Source organism: Streptomyces cadmiisoli, assembly GCF_003261055.1.
GTDB lineage: Bacteria > Actinomycetota > Actinomycetes > Streptomycetales > Streptomycetaceae > Streptomyces > Streptomyces cadmiisoli.
Window position 1 is genome coordinate 8217782 of the sequence record NZ_CP030073.1, and the last position, 12815, is coordinate 8230596.

The 12815-nt window shown below is 69.3% G+C and carries 10 protein-coding genes; 5 read left to right on the plus strand and 5 right to left on the minus strand.

Annotated features, from left to right (window positions below):
* Positions 1 to 95: 95 nt before the first annotated feature.
* The gene (locus DN051_RS36160) at positions 96 to 818 is read right to left on the minus strand and encodes a molybdopterin-dependent oxidoreductase (RefSeq protein ID WP_246040708.1); all 723 of its coding nucleotides are present in this window, start codon (positions 816 to 818) and stop codon (positions 96 to 98) included.
* Positions 819 to 1228: 410 nt separating this feature from the next.
* Positions 1229 to 2503 carry an alginate lyase family protein gene (locus DN051_RS36165; RefSeq protein WP_053756001.1) on the minus strand — a complete coding sequence of 425 codons (1275 nt, stop codon included), beginning with the start codon at positions 2501 to 2503 and terminating at the stop codon, positions 1229 to 1231.
* Between the two features lie 327 nt (positions 2504 to 2830).
* On the opposite strand from DN051_RS36165, the gene DN051_RS36170 reads away from it, so the two are divergent.
* Together DN051_RS36170 and DN051_RS45255 are read left to right on the plus strand one after the other, a co-directional pair.
* Positions 2831 to 3442 carry a TetR/AcrR family transcriptional regulator gene (locus DN051_RS36170; RefSeq protein ID WP_162625038.1) on the plus strand — a complete coding sequence of 204 codons (612 nt, stop codon included), beginning with the start codon at positions 2831 to 2833 and terminating at the stop codon, positions 3440 to 3442.
* Positions 3443 to 3813: 371 nt separating this feature from the next.
* Positions 3814 to 4023, plus strand: coding sequence for a hypothetical protein (locus tag DN051_RS45255; RefSeq protein ID WP_162625039.1), 210 nt, complete (start codon positions 3814 to 3816; stop codon positions 4021 to 4023).
* A 250-nt stretch (positions 4024 to 4273) separates the two neighbouring features.
* Here DN051_RS45255 and DN051_RS36180 read toward each other — a convergent pair whose 3' ends face one another.
* A complete protein-coding gene (locus DN051_RS36180) occupies positions 4274 to 5077 on the minus strand; it encodes an alpha/beta fold hydrolase (RefSeq protein WP_162625040.1) in 804 nt (267 codons plus the stop codon).
* A 518-nt stretch (positions 5078 to 5595) separates the two neighbouring features.
* Here DN051_RS36180 and DN051_RS36185 point away from each other — a divergent pair.
* Together DN051_RS36185 and DN051_RS36190 are read left to right on the plus strand one after the other, a co-directional pair.
* Complete coding sequence (locus DN051_RS36185; RefSeq protein ID WP_246040709.1) at positions 5596 to 6897, plus strand: aminotransferase family protein; 1302 nt, start codon at positions 5596 to 5598, stop codon at positions 6895 to 6897.
* A 275-nt stretch (positions 6898 to 7172) separates the two neighbouring features.
* Positions 7173 to 7856, plus strand: coding sequence for a TetR/AcrR family transcriptional regulator (locus DN051_RS36190; RefSeq protein WP_162625041.1), 684 nt, complete (start codon positions 7173 to 7175; stop codon positions 7854 to 7856).
* Positions 7857 to 8527: 671 nt separating this feature from the next.
* Here the strand turns inward: DN051_RS36190 and DN051_RS36195 are convergent.
* Complete coding sequence (locus tag DN051_RS36195) at positions 8528 to 9469, minus strand: CU044_5270 family protein (RefSeq protein ID WP_112440905.1); 942 nt, start codon at positions 9467 to 9469, stop codon at positions 8528 to 8530.
* Between the two features lie 20 nt (positions 9470 to 9489).
* Positions 9490 to 10194, minus strand: coding sequence for an RNA polymerase sigma factor (locus DN051_RS36200; protein WP_112440907.1), 705 nt, complete (start codon positions 10192 to 10194; stop codon positions 9490 to 9492).
* Positions 10195 to 10554: 360 nt separating this feature from the next.
* Between DN051_RS36200 and DN051_RS36205 the strand changes: the two genes are divergently transcribed.
* Positions 10555 to 12702, plus strand: coding sequence for an acyltransferase family protein (locus DN051_RS36205; RefSeq protein ID WP_246040710.1), 2148 nt, complete (start codon positions 10555 to 10557; stop codon positions 12700 to 12702).
* Positions 12703 to 12815 lie beyond the last annotated feature (113 nt).

The following is a 12815-nucleotide window of genomic DNA, read 5'->3' on the forward strand; positions in this document are numbered from 1 at the left end:
AGGTGCTTGAGCACTCGCGGTATTCGGGAAATCGGGGTTCTCGGGTGTTTCACATCGTGTGCGCTGCACACACGGCCGTCGGGTCCGCAGCGGGGTCAGGCCGCCGAGTTGCCGCGGTCGGCTCCTTCGAGCCAGCCGTCGACCGGATAGCCGCGTTCCTCCCAGTAGCCAGGGACCACCTCGTCGGTGACCGTGATCCCGGACAGCCACTTGGCCGACTTGTAGAAGTACATCGGGGCCACGTAGAGACGGACCGGACCTCCATGGGCATGACTGACCGGTTTGTCCTGCATCTTCAGTGCTACCAGAACGTCCGGGCGGCGTGCCTGTTCGAGGGTGAGGCTCTCGGTGTAGGCGCCGTCGAAGCAGGTGAAGCGAAGCGCGGTGCCCGAGGACCGGACCCCGGCCTCCTCCAGGAGATGGGACAGCTTCACTCCGGCGAAAGGCGTGTCGTCGACGCGCCATCCGTCGGTGCACACCACGTCGCGGACGATCCTCGTCTGCGGCATGGCGCGCAGGTCCGCGAGTGTGTAGGTCCGGGGCCGGTCGACAAGGCCGTCGATCCGCAGGCCGTAGTTCGTCGCGTCCTTGTGGGGTACCGAGCCGACCACGCTGTAGTAGCGGAATCCGCCCGGGTTCGGGAGCAGGCCGGTCAGTCCGGTGGGGTCCTTCTGGGAGGCGGCGCTGAGGAACCCCTCCCAGCCGCTCTGGAGGTAGGGAGCGCCCGCGAGCCCGGCGGCTCCCACACCGAGCATGCCGAGCATGGCGCGCCGCGCCACGGGTGCGCCCTCGCCCCTGCGTCTGGGCTGTTCGGTCATGCTCACTACTCCTTCGACGCCGTGATCGATCACGGCGTCAGTCGCTGCTGTCGCGTTGCGGCCCGCGGTGACCCGGGCGCCTTCGGGACCCGGATCGACGTCAGGGGCGAAGGCCTGCCCCGGGACGGGGTGGACAGATGATGATCCATCCCGTCACCACTTTGGGAGGTGACTACATGGTTGCAGTCGGGAGCATCACCAGTCAAGATGGTGATCCAATTCTGGGTTCGGGCAGGCTGACATTGCATATTCTGTGTACTCACCGACTGAAACGGTGACGGTGAGCAATGCAGTGGGGTCGGCCCCGGCTCGGCGGCTCGGCGGCGCGGCTGTGCGGTGCCCCGGCCGCACGAACGGGGCTCCCGAGGGTGTCGAACACCCTCGGGAGCCCATGCGGTGACAGTTCTGGTTCAGCCCGCTATCGAGTCGAGCTGTTCGGCGGCGGGCCGCAGCACCCAGAGGTCTCCGCCCGGCGGTTCCTCCAGCAGCGGCACGGCTCGTCTCGCCTCCTTGTCGCCGGCGTCCGCGGCCGCGTGCACGACGTCACTCGCCGCGAACCGCAGAAATTCCAGTTCGGGGTGCGGCCACGCGGCGCGGTCGGTGGCCGCGGGAAGGAGGTAGCGCACGGCTTTGACAAGGCTCTGGCCCTCCGGGCCCCGGTGGGCCCACAGGTCCACGCCGACATGCTGACCGATCGCCGCCAGGCGCGTGTACGCGACGAGTGTGAACGTCGAGTAGTGCCAGCTCCTGGTCCGGGCCAGCTCCAGTGGCTGGCGTCCGTCCGCGGCGATCTGGGGGTCGATGCGCCTGGTGGCCGCGTCGCGGACGGTCCCGCGGGCGAGTTCCCGGTCCCCGGTGGCGTACGCGAGGCCCGCCAGCAGCAAGTCGTAGAACGTGCCGTGGTTGTTCGTCGCGGCCGCCTCCTGCTTGCCGAAGTCGCTGTTCCTCAGCCAGTCGAGGAAGTCACCGTTCCACTGCCTCATTCCGGTGCGGTCCGTCACCGTCCAGCCGGGAGCGCCCGTCTCCAGGATGGCGACGGCATCGACGACCGCGGTGTACGACTGGGAGAAGTCGATGATGCCGATGGCCCGGCCGTCGTATCTGCACGGGATGAACTGGGCGTGGTTCAGGTGCGGGTTCATCCGGGTGGCGGGAGCCAGGAACCACGTCCGCAGGATGTGTGCCGCCTTCTCGGCGTACTTCCGTTCGCCGGTGTAGTACCAGGCGAGTGCGAGGTCGTACGACGAGTCGAAGACCTTCTCGAGGTCCTGGCGGTCGGTGCCGGTGTCCACCTCGGGATTGCGTTCGCCGTCCCGCTGTACATAGGGGCAGCCCCAGGGGTTGTCGGTGGTGGGGGTTCGGCTCGGCCACCAGTAGGGCGCCTGGCTCAGGTAGTCGTGGACGTCTCCGCTCGGCGCGGGTCTGGGTTTGTCGACGACGGTCCATGGGCCCTGGTCGAGCCATGTGTCGGCACGTGCGGTGAGGTCGCGGACGGCCCGCTGGAGCCGGTGGTCGCCGCGATCCAGGCGGGCCTTCGTCTGTTGGAGCCGTGCGCCGTCGAGGACCGCGGTCCCGGGCGCGCCGGGTGTACCGGGTGTCGGGCGGGCGGAGGCGGCCGGGGCGAGCAGGCCGGCGATGGTGGCCACCGCGACCAGAACCGTAGCCAGGCGGAGTCGTGTACCCATCTATCTCCGTTCATCCATATGAATTCAATTCATGAATAGAGACCTTGCGAGGTTAGGGTCGAGGGTCGGCTTTGGCAATGGGTCGGGCGATCCGGGCGGCGCTCGCGGCTTGAGGGCTGACGCACGTGCCTGGTGCGATCCGTGTGCGTGAATGCGTGTCCGTCTTGGGGCATATGCCCTCAGATGTGTAAGATGTTCATACGCTTGTGTCACCTGGCTGGGCACCGGGCGGACGCTGTGCGGCAGCGTCGCGAGCCAGGTCCCCGGTCAGGAGCCCGCCGGCACGTCACCCCTCGGGTCGGCGTGCTACAGGAAAGGTGGCTGGGCATGAGGATTTACGGCGGCATGACCGCCGAGGAGCGCATCGCGTCGCGGCGCCGGCGGATCATCGAAAGTGCGACGGAGCTCTTCTCCAGCCAGGGGTACGCCAATACGTCGATCCGTGCCCTGCTGCGCCACGCGGGCCTGCAGGACCGGTACTTCACGGAGAGCTTCTCCTCCCTGGACGACGTCATGGCGGCGATCGTCGGGGACATCTGGGAGGAGCAGTTGACGCGATGCGCGGCCTGCATCACCCCGGAACGCACGCCCCGGGAACAGGCCCGGGCCATGATCGAGGTCCTCGTCAGCACCACCACGGCCGACCCGCGACGAGGCAGGGTGAAGTTCGTCGAAGCGCTGAGCGCGGGCCCGCTGACCGCCGGTGTACGGCAGCAGGGTCTGCGGCGAATGAGTGCGTTGGTGGAACAACTGCTGACAGGGAGCCGCGCCGACCGCGAGGTCAACACCGTGGCGATGTCCATGGCGATCGTCGGCGGTGTCGGCCAGTTGCTGATGAACTGGGTCGACGGAACCCTCCACGTCTCCAGTGACGAACTGGTCGAGCAAGGATTCCTGCTGTTCGAGGCAGTGGCCGGGTGGGCGCCGCCCGAACCCTGAACCGCCTTGCCGGGCTCGGTCGCTGATGCGGTGATGCGGAGCGGCCGGCCGTAGGCAGCGGCGACCGGGCGCGGTGTCGCCCCCTTCGCCGGTCGGTCGAAGTTGACGCGTCGAGCGGAGCCGCATGTGGGTCAACCTGGCGGCGAACGGTGTCCTTTACCCACCGTCGTCGCCCTTGAAGCAGCCGAAGGTGGTGCTGGCAGCACCACCTTTCCGCCTTGACCCCGCTGTTGCGGGAGTGGACAGTTGAACGTGCCGCATAACCGGACAAATGGTATAGATACCGCTTCATGTGTCAGGTGCGGCAACCATCCTCTGGCGTATGGCATGTGACCAGCCATGCGCGTTCCGATTCCTCTTTGGAGGTAGCCATGCGTTCCATCAAGTGGCCTCTCGCCGTCTTTGCCGGCCTTGTCCTCGCTCTGGGCGGCGCGGCCGCATCGGCCGTCGCGGCTCCCGCGGCACCGCAGTCGCCGACGCATGCCGTCGCCTACGGCCAGGATCATGGCGGCGGATTCGGTGGCGGCCATGGGCACGGTCATGGTGGCCACGGCGGCCATTACGGCTTCGGCTGGGACTAGTGCCGCGGCAGGCAGCGTTCGCCCCGTCGCGAGGCCCGGCACGCTCCCCCGCTGCCTGAAAGGCGTGGGAGGTGCCCCCACTCGCCGCACCGGCCGAAAGTCCGAGTACGTCCAGTACGAGGACTTCCGGCCGGCACGCCGAGAGCACGGACCGGACGCCGCTCCTTGACGGGCAAACGTTGCCTGCCACGGCACTGGAAACCCCTGACGAGTCGAGAGGGACCGGCGGATGCCGGTCCCTCTCGGTCGTTCAACGAGCGCCCGGCAGCCGGCTGATGAGCGCCGCGAGCTCTGCGGGGTGGGTGAGGTGGGGGAAGTGACTGTGGCTCGGCACCACGGCGATTCCGGCTTCGGGCAGTGCCCTTTTTTGCCAGGCGCGATACCCGGGAGGCACCTGGCGGCCGGAGACGTGGAGATAGGGGAGGCCCGCGGCGGAGATGGCTCGCAGGTCCTCCTCGCGTTTTGTGGTGAGATCGCTGGGGGAGGCCGTCATGAGTTCGCTCCAGTACCCGAGAAGGAGGTCCTGGCGCGGAGTGTCCGCCGAGGCCACGAGTTCCCGCGCGGCCGGTGCGAGTTGCTCGACCCCCATGGTCGAGATCAGTTCGTCCCAGACCCGTAGACAGTCCTCGCTTCGGAGGACCTGCTCGTTGCGGCGGAGCATCTCCGCGAACGGGCCCGCGAGCAGCGGCTGGTCGATGTTGACCACACCGGCCGCCGGGTGAGTGGCGGCGTACAGAGTCGCGAGGACCCCGCCGATCGAGTGCCCCACCACAACAGGCCGGCCGAAGCCGGCTTCGACCGCGGCGCGGTGTACGGCCTCGGTGACGTCGCGGAGTTGATAGGCGGGCCAGCGGGGCGACCCTCCGTGTCCCGGCAGGTCGAGCGCGAGTGTCCGGTGTTCTTCGCCGCCCGCACGCAACTCGTCGAGGACGGGGTGCCAGTGGCGCCGGTCGAAGGTGAGTCCATGGAGGAACACGAACTCGGACCGGCCGACTGGCCCGTCCTGCACTTCGGCCGCGAGACCGGCAAGGAACGACTGCGGTGTTCCGGGCATGGCCGACCTCACCCGAGAGGCGTGCGGAATGTGTCGCGGTGATGCCGTGAACCGCGATGTCGTGGAGCGGGCGAGGGCAACCGCATGCCGGCCGCCTGGTGGTGCGTGCCGGCCATCGGGTCTCCTTGTCGCGTTGATCGGCGAATTCGTGAGCGCCGCGGATCCGGTGGGCAGGTCCCCCTGCCCTGCGGGTCGCGCCTGCCGGTCGAGTCGACGGCTCTCGCCATCCCGCAAAAATGACATTACTCCCATCTGGTGTCAGATGCCATCAGATGGGTAGGATGGATGTGGTCGTGATGGCCGGCTGCATCGCACACCGCGTTCCGGCGGTGGCAGCCGCAGCCGACCGCCGTTCAGTGAGGGGCTGTCTCCCAAGGGCCCGCTGCCGGCGGTACCCGGGCGCCGCTCTCGGTGCCGAGGCCATGTCGCTCTCCGGTGCGCAGGATTTCCCGGAACTGCTCGTGCTCTCCCGTCGAGACGCCTTGCCATCACCTCGGAACATTGAAGGAGTTACAGGCATGTCAACCATGTTCGAGCCTCATACACTTCCCCACGTTGTTTCCGAGCCCCACGTCATCGTCCGCGGTGAGGGCGTGCGCGTTTGGGACTCCGAAGGGCGGTCCTACATCGACGCCATGTCCAGCATGTTGTGCGCGAATCTCGGCTACAGCGAGTCCAGGCTCATCGAAGCCGCCGCACAGCAGATGGCCAGGCTGCCGTTCTATGCGTCATTCGGCCACCGCACGGCCGACGTTCCGCTGGCGCTGGCCGACGATCTGGCCGAGATCGCGCCCATACCGATGGGGCGCACCTTCTTCGCCAATTCGGGAGCCGAAGCGAACGACAGCGCCTTCAAGATCGCCTGGTACTACCACGCCTGTCTGGGGCGAACGGGTCGAACCAAAATCATCTCTCATGAGAACGCCTACCACGGCACAACGGTGGCGGCCGGATCGGCCACCGGCATCGAGCCCATCCATCGCGGATTCGGGCTGCCGCTCCCGTCATTCCTGAAAGTGCCCTGTCCTGATCCCAGGACATCGGAAGGCCTGGACGACGAGCAGTTCACCGACTACCTCATCGCCAGGTTGGAGCTCCTCATAGAAGCGGAAGGCGCTGACACGATAGCCGCCTTCATTGGTGAACCCATCCTGGGCGCGGGCGGCATCATCGTCCCGCCGCCCGGCTACTACGGACGGGTCCAGGACGTGCTCGCCCGGCACGACATCCTGTTCATCGCCGACGAGGTGATCACAGGCTTCGGGCGGACCGGGTCGATGTTCGCGACCACGGAGTTCGGTCTCTCGCCGGACATGATCACGCTCGCCAAGGGGCTGTCCTCCGCGTACTTGCCGATCTCGGCCGTCATGGTGAGTGACAGGGTTGTCGAGGCCATCGCCAATGGATCGAACGCCGTGGGTGCCTTCGGTCATGGATTCACCTACTCGGGGCACCCGGTGGCTGCTGCCGTGGCCCGGGAGACCCTCGCCGTCCTGACCGAACGGAACATCCCGCAGCACGTGCGCGACCTGGCTCCCGTTCTGGCCGAAGGGCTGGGGGAGTACTGGAACGTCAAGGGCGTCACCGATGTACGGGGACACGGGTTCCTGCGAGCTGTCACCTTCGACCCGGTCGCTTTCGGAATGGAGGAAGGTGAGATCGGGGCGACGCTCGCGGCCCGAGCCGCCGACAACGGCGTGCTCGTCCGCGCGGTGGGCGACAGCATCGGCTTCGCGCCGCCGCTGATCTCGACCAGGGCCGAACTGTCCGAGATGCTGGACCGTTTCGCGGCCGCCTATCGGAGTGTGCCCGTCCGCTGACGGTCCTTGATCGGCCGGATGGTCCAGATGGCCGGATGGGCCGGACCGGCCAGGTGGGAGATCCGGGGCCTTCCCCGCCGGAGCCAGTAGGAGTCCGGTTCTCTCAGGGGGGATCGATCTGCCCGGCGATCTCGTCGTCGGGCAGATCCTGCCGCTGTGCCTCCCGATCGCTGACCGCCGACCAATTAGGATGCCGGGGTTCGTTGGCCCCATTGCATGAGGACCCACGCCGGTGCTGCTCTCCGCGCCGACCGGTACTCGGGAGGGATGCACACGTGCCCCGGTCGGTCACGGGAAAACCGCCCACCCGGCGCCAGTTGGCCGCCGAGCAGACACGCCGGAAACTGCTCCGCGCTGCGCTGGAGGAATTCTCCGAGCGGCCGTACGGGGAAGTCACCGTCGGGAACATCGCACGCTCGGCGGGAGTCGCCCATGGCCTGCTCTCCCACCACTTCAAGGGCAAGGAGAACCTCTACGCGGAGGTGGTGCTGGAGGTGGACCGGCAGCTCCGGGCCGCCGCGAGGATTCCTCTCGACGGACCGGTCGCCGACCGTCTGCGCCGGCATCTCACCGCGCACCTGGAATTCCTGGCCGCGCACCGGGAAGCCGCGCTGAACCTGGTTCTGCGCCGCGCGGAGGCGATGGACCTGGCCGAGGAGGCCTTCGCCACCACACGGCGGGACGGTATTTCCGCCCTCTGCGGGCTGCTCGGACTGGATGTCGACGAACCAGCCCTTGAGCTGCCCATGCGGGGGTTCACCTCCGCTTGCGACGAGATGACGCGCCACTGGCTGCGGACCGGTCCACCGTTCGAGACGGGGCCGCTGGTCGAGTGCTGTGTCACCTTTCTGGCAGGCGCGCTGCGCGCCGCCCATGATCTGGCGCCGAGTCCCGCTCTGCACCGTGCGCTTGAGGAACTCCTGGCCGGCAAGCCCCACCAGGTCTCGCCGCCCGCTTGACCGCTGCTCCGGCGGCCCGAGCGGGGCGAGCGCGCCTGGTGCGGGGCGGACCCCGAACCGGCTGGACGACGAGCGGTGGCCGTGGATCCGTTGCCGGAAAGCTGTCGCCGTAGGGGTGTCCTCAGCGCGGTGACCTGCCCAGTCGTTGCTCCCGTCACCGCGGGCCTCTGTCCTGAACCCGCCCGTTCGCCGGCGTGTGACCGAGCCCCTATTTGATTGATTGCCATTCAATGAACTACAGTCAATCGCGAGCCGGTGAAGCCGTCTCATGGCTGGGATGCCAGCGGCGAAGAAGCCGCTGCGGGAAGCCGGTGGTTGCTCGTTCCATGCCGCCGGTGTGTCGACCGCGAGCAGCGCCCCGGCACCCGAAGTCTCCCGTCGGCGCCGACACGGTCGATGCGCGGACGGGATCTCCTCCGGTCGCCCGTTCCCCCGGCGGGCGACCGGAGTCCCCGACGGGTCGCGGTCCGGAAGCCGAAGACGCCGCGCGGCCTGCCGCCCGGGACAGCCGTGGCCACCCGTCCGCCATACGTCCGTCAGCCGTGGCCACCTTCCGCCGGAGACGCCAGGATGGGCCGCAAACCGATCGAAGGCGCCGCGCGTCCGCACCGATGCCGCACGGTTCGCGCGGCATCGGTGCGAAGCCGACGGCTTGCGTCCGCCGGCGGTGATCAGTCGGTCGGTGCCTCACCGAGCGCGTCGGCGACGCCGGTCTTCAGCAGAGCCACATCGTCCGAGCCCAGGTATTCGAGGCTGTTCCGGTCGAAGACCCAGACGTCCCGGTCGTCCCCGGAGCCGAAGGCGAAGCCGATGCCCTCCCGGCCGGCCGCGTCCTCGGCGTGCTGAACCAGCCTCACGCCCGGGATCCTGGCCGCCGCGCGATAGAGCGCCGCGTCGAGCTGGGGGAGGAGGGCCGCCCCCGGAAGCATCGAACCGATGTGTTCGAGTGCCGCCTCTTCGTGGGTCGGCCCCTGGCCCTCGGTCTGCTTCCACACCATGTCGTACAGCTGATCCGGGTCCGTCGGCAGGGCCTGGAGCTCGCGGTAGGACGTGGCATTGGGGTCGGCCGCCAGGCTCATGTCCCTGGTGCCCTCGCCGGACGGGCCGGAGAGCACGGTGATCCTGGCCAGACCACGTCGATTGCCGTCCGCGGAGTGCCAGTTCGACCGGCGGAAGACGTCCTCGCCGTCGTCCATGATCTGCTGGGTGCCCTGGACCTGAGTGAAGACGTACTGGTCGTCGCGGACCGGCGTCGCCTCCTGGGCCGCGGCGACCGTGGCGATGCGGTTCAGCATGACCACGGCCTCCTCGTCCGTCCGCGGCGTCTCCTGTCCCGTGTCGAGTCCGGCCACGACGACCGCTCCGACGACGGCGGTGGCCAGGCCCACCGGCAACGCGCCCAGCCGGAACCCACGCCGGCCGCGGAACGGGGACGGCCCGCTGCCGAGGTGCTCCTGGGCGCCGCTGCCCTGGGGGCCGGCCTGCGCGGCCGACTGGCGGGCGATTTCCTGTACGAGGTTCTCCTCCAACTGAAGCATGCGGCCCGGCGGGAGCTTCGGGTCCGCGGGGCTGGGCAGCAGCCGGGTCAGTTCTTCACGTTCGGCGGAATTCATCGGTGCCTCTCCTGTGCCTGTCACTGTGTCAGCCGGGCCGCGTCGGTGCGGCCAACCTTCTCCTGTCCGGTCGGGGAGGAGGGTCTCGGTTTTCCCCGACTGCGGATCACGGAGCGTCGGCCCAGTTCCGACTCGGCCAGCCGTCGCAGGCGCTGGCGGGCACGTGCGAGCCTCGACCGGACGGTGCTGACCGGCACATCGAGTGCCGCCGCGGCCTCCGCGTAGCTCAGCTCGGACCACACGCACAGGGCGAAGACCTCACGTTCACGTTTGCGCAGCCGGCCGAGTGCCGTGCGAGCGGCGGCGAGCCGTTCCGCGTCCTCGAGGCGGGCGACGAGGTCTTCGGAGAAGTCGTCCTCGGCGTCCTGGCGGGGCAGCCGGGCCAGGGCCGCGCTGTGGCGGCGGGCGGTCCGCTGCATGTTGCGCAGGACATTGGTGGCGATGCCGAAGATCCAGGGGCGAAGGCCGTCGTCGGCCGATTCCCGGGCGCTGCCGCCGTCCTCGGGGGATCCCGGTGTGCGGCCGGGCCACTCCGAGTCGGGGAGGAGTTTCTGGCGCAGCCGCCAGGCTTCCAGGAACGTCAGCGAGACGGCGTCCTCCGCGGCGCTGCCATCGCCGGTCAGACGTGCGGCGTAGGCGTAGACGGCCGTGGCGTGTGCGCGGAACAACTGTGCGAAGGCTTGTTCATCGCCTGCTCTGATGCGGGTGCGTAGGGAGTCTTCCACGTCTTGTCCTGTCCGTGCGCCGCGAGGGGTCTCGGTGACCGTGGTCACATTCGGCGGCTTCGTTCCGGGGGAGTGCCGCGGGCGACGTCGGTCCCGTCCGGGAGGTGCCCGGAGGGCGGGAGGTCGCGTCGGCGAACGGCTCACAGCGTACTGGACAGCTCGTTGGACACTGTGTCCTGAAGTGAGGCGGCCGCTGACCGCGGTGCGGGGCCCGGGCCCGGCCGTGATTCCCGGGCATGGCACGTCCGGCGGGGCACTGTGCCCGCGGCGTCCGGCGCGGTCCGACGACCACGGCGTCCGGCCCACCCTCATATGACCGCCCTCACAAGAACCGACCCGGCGCAGCGGACAGGTGCGTGTGTGACCCACCCCCTGATCACCCCGTACGCCGAGCAGGAACGTGACTCGATCCGGCAGCCCGGCTCCTCACCACCCCCGGAGCACGGGCCCCGTTCCCGCCGCCCCGTCCACTCCCCGGAACCGTCGCTGCGCAAGGACATCCAGGGGCTGCGCGCCCTGGCCGTCACGCTCGTCGTGCTCGCGCACGCTCAGCTGCCCTTCGTCAGCGGCGGATACATCGGTGTCGACGTCTTCTTCGTCATCTCCGGATTCCTCATCACCGGCGGCCTGATCAGAGAGGCCGAGCGCTCGCGGTCCGTGTCGCTGCGGCGCTTCTACGCACGGCGAGCGCTGCGCATCCTGCCGCTGGCCACCCTGGTGGCCCTCACCACCATGGCCGGCTGCTGGTTCTTCGCCTCCAAGATCCGTTTCACCGAGTTCATGAACGACGCGCTCGCCGGCGCGCTGTACTTCATGAACGTCGACCTGGCGGCCTCCGGAACCGACTACCTCCGCGAGGGTGCCGCCCCCTCGCCGTTCCAGCACTTCTGGTCGCTGTCGGTGGAGGAGCAGTTCTACCTCCTGTGGCCGGTGCTGCTGCTGGTGAGCTGGAAGTGCTTTCGACGGCCATGGCTGAAGGCTCTGCCCCTGGGTGTGCTGTGCCTGGTCTCCTTCGCCTTCTCCGTCGGTGTGGGTGAGGCCTCGCCGTCCTGGTCGTACTTCGGTCCGCACACACGGCTCTGGGAACTGGGTGCCGGGAGCCTGCTCGCCTTCGCCGCCTCGGCGCTCGCGCACCTTCCCCGCCCGCTGGCCGAAGCCGCCACCTGGCTGGGTCTGGCCGGGATCCTCGCCTCGGCCGTGCTGTACGACGACCGCACCCCCTTCCCCGGCTACCACGCGCTGGTGCCCGTGGCCGGAGCGGCGCTCGTCATCGCGGGCGGATGCGGTGCGTCCCCGCCGTTCGCGTCACGGCTGCTGTCCGTACCACCGGCGACCTGGCTGGGCGGTCTCTCCTACGGCTGGTATCTCTGGCACTGGCCCGTGCTCATGATCGGCCCGTCCGCTCTGACGCGTACGCCCACCCCGGAGCTCTCCCTCGTGCTGGCGCTGATGGCCCTGCTTCTGGCCTGGGTCACCCTGCACCTGGTGGAGAACCCGATCCGGCATCGCCGGTCGCTGCGCCGCAGGTCCGCCGCCGCCCTCGCCCTCGGACTGGGCCTGTCGGCGACCGTCGTCGCGGGTGCCCTGGTCGCGGCGTCCTTCCCGCCGGCGATCAGCTCGACCGCGCGTGCCCCGGAACTGGACAGGGCCCTCGCGGCGGCCGACGATCCCCGTACCGGCCTGGAGGAACTCGTCGCCGGATCGGCGGCGAGCCTGCCGCGCAACCTGTCACCGCGGCTCACCGAGATGAAGGAGCAACGGTCGGCCGTCTACCGAGACGGTTGCCATGTCGGCTACGGCGGCGAGAAGTCCCCCGGTTGTGTCTACGGTGACCGGACCTCCGACAAGGTGGTCGTCCTCTTCGGCGACTCCCATGCCGCGCAGTGGTTCCCCGCGCTGGAGAGCCTCAGCCGCAAGCACGGGTGGAAGCTCGTGTCGCTGACGAAGTCGTCGTGCAAGACCGCCGACGTGATGATCGTCGCCCAGAACCGCCCCTACAAGGCCTGCGAGAACTGGCGCGAGGACGCGCTGAACCGTATCGGGCGGCTGCGGCCGCAGCTGGTCGTGACCTCTTCGTCGGAGGCCGCCACCCCGGCCGAGCGGATGGCGGATCCGTCGGCAGAATGGCGCGCCGGGTACGAACGTGTCTACCGGCAACTGGCCCGCCGCTCCGAGCACCTTCTGGTTCTCCTCGACAACCCGTGGCCGAGGAACGACGCGGTGGAATGCGCCGCGAGCCGTCCCCTGGACCTGCCGGCCTGCGAGCAAAGTTCCCGGGAGGCGGTCAAGAGTCCGGTTCTCAGGGAGGCGAGCCGCCGGGCGGCCCGGCACGTCAAGGCGTCGCTGCTGGACCCGATGCCCTGGTTCTGCGCCCCGGGCGGCCGTTGCCCGCTCGTGGTGGGCGACACGTTCGTCTACCGCGACGAGAGCCATGTGGCGGAGTCGTACGCGGCGGCGCTGACCCCGCTGCTGGAGCGGGAGCTGAGGCCCACGGGGCTCGTCGACTGAGGATCGCGGCAAGCCGGCCCGCCGCGCCGGTTCGGCCTCCGGCCGTGCCGGCTGCCGCCCTACTCGCCGGACGCGTCTGACGTACCTGCGCGGCTCAGCGCCGTGCCCACGGC

Excerpts from the sequence above, each read along its gene's own strand:
- DN051_RS36160 (WP_246040708.1), bottom strand. The coding sequence starts at position 818 with ATGACCGAACAGCCCAGACGCAGGGGCGAGGGCGCACCCGTGGCGCGG.
- DN051_RS36165 (WP_053756001.1), bottom strand. The coding sequence starts at position 2,503 with ATGGGTACACGACTCCGCCTGGCTACGGTTCTGGTCGCGGTGGCCACC.
- DN051_RS36170 (WP_162625038.1), top strand. The coding sequence starts at position 2,831 with ATGAGGATTTACGGCGGCATGACCGCCGAGGAGCGCATCGCGTCGCGG.
- DN051_RS45255 (WP_162625039.1), top strand. The coding sequence starts at position 3,814 with ATGCGTTCCATCAAGTGGCCTCTCGCCGTCTTTGCCGGCCTTGTCCTC.
- DN051_RS36180 (WP_162625040.1), bottom strand. The coding sequence starts at position 5,077 with ATGCCCGGAACACCGCAGTCGTTCCTTGCCGGTCTCGCGGCCGAAGTG.
- DN051_RS36185 (WP_246040709.1), top strand. The coding sequence starts at position 5,596 with ATGTCAACCATGTTCGAGCCTCATACACTTCCCCACGTTGTTTCCGAG.
- DN051_RS36195 (WP_112440905.1), bottom strand. The coding sequence starts at position 9,469 with ATGAATTCCGCCGAACGTGAAGAACTGACCCGGCTGCTGCCCAGCCCC.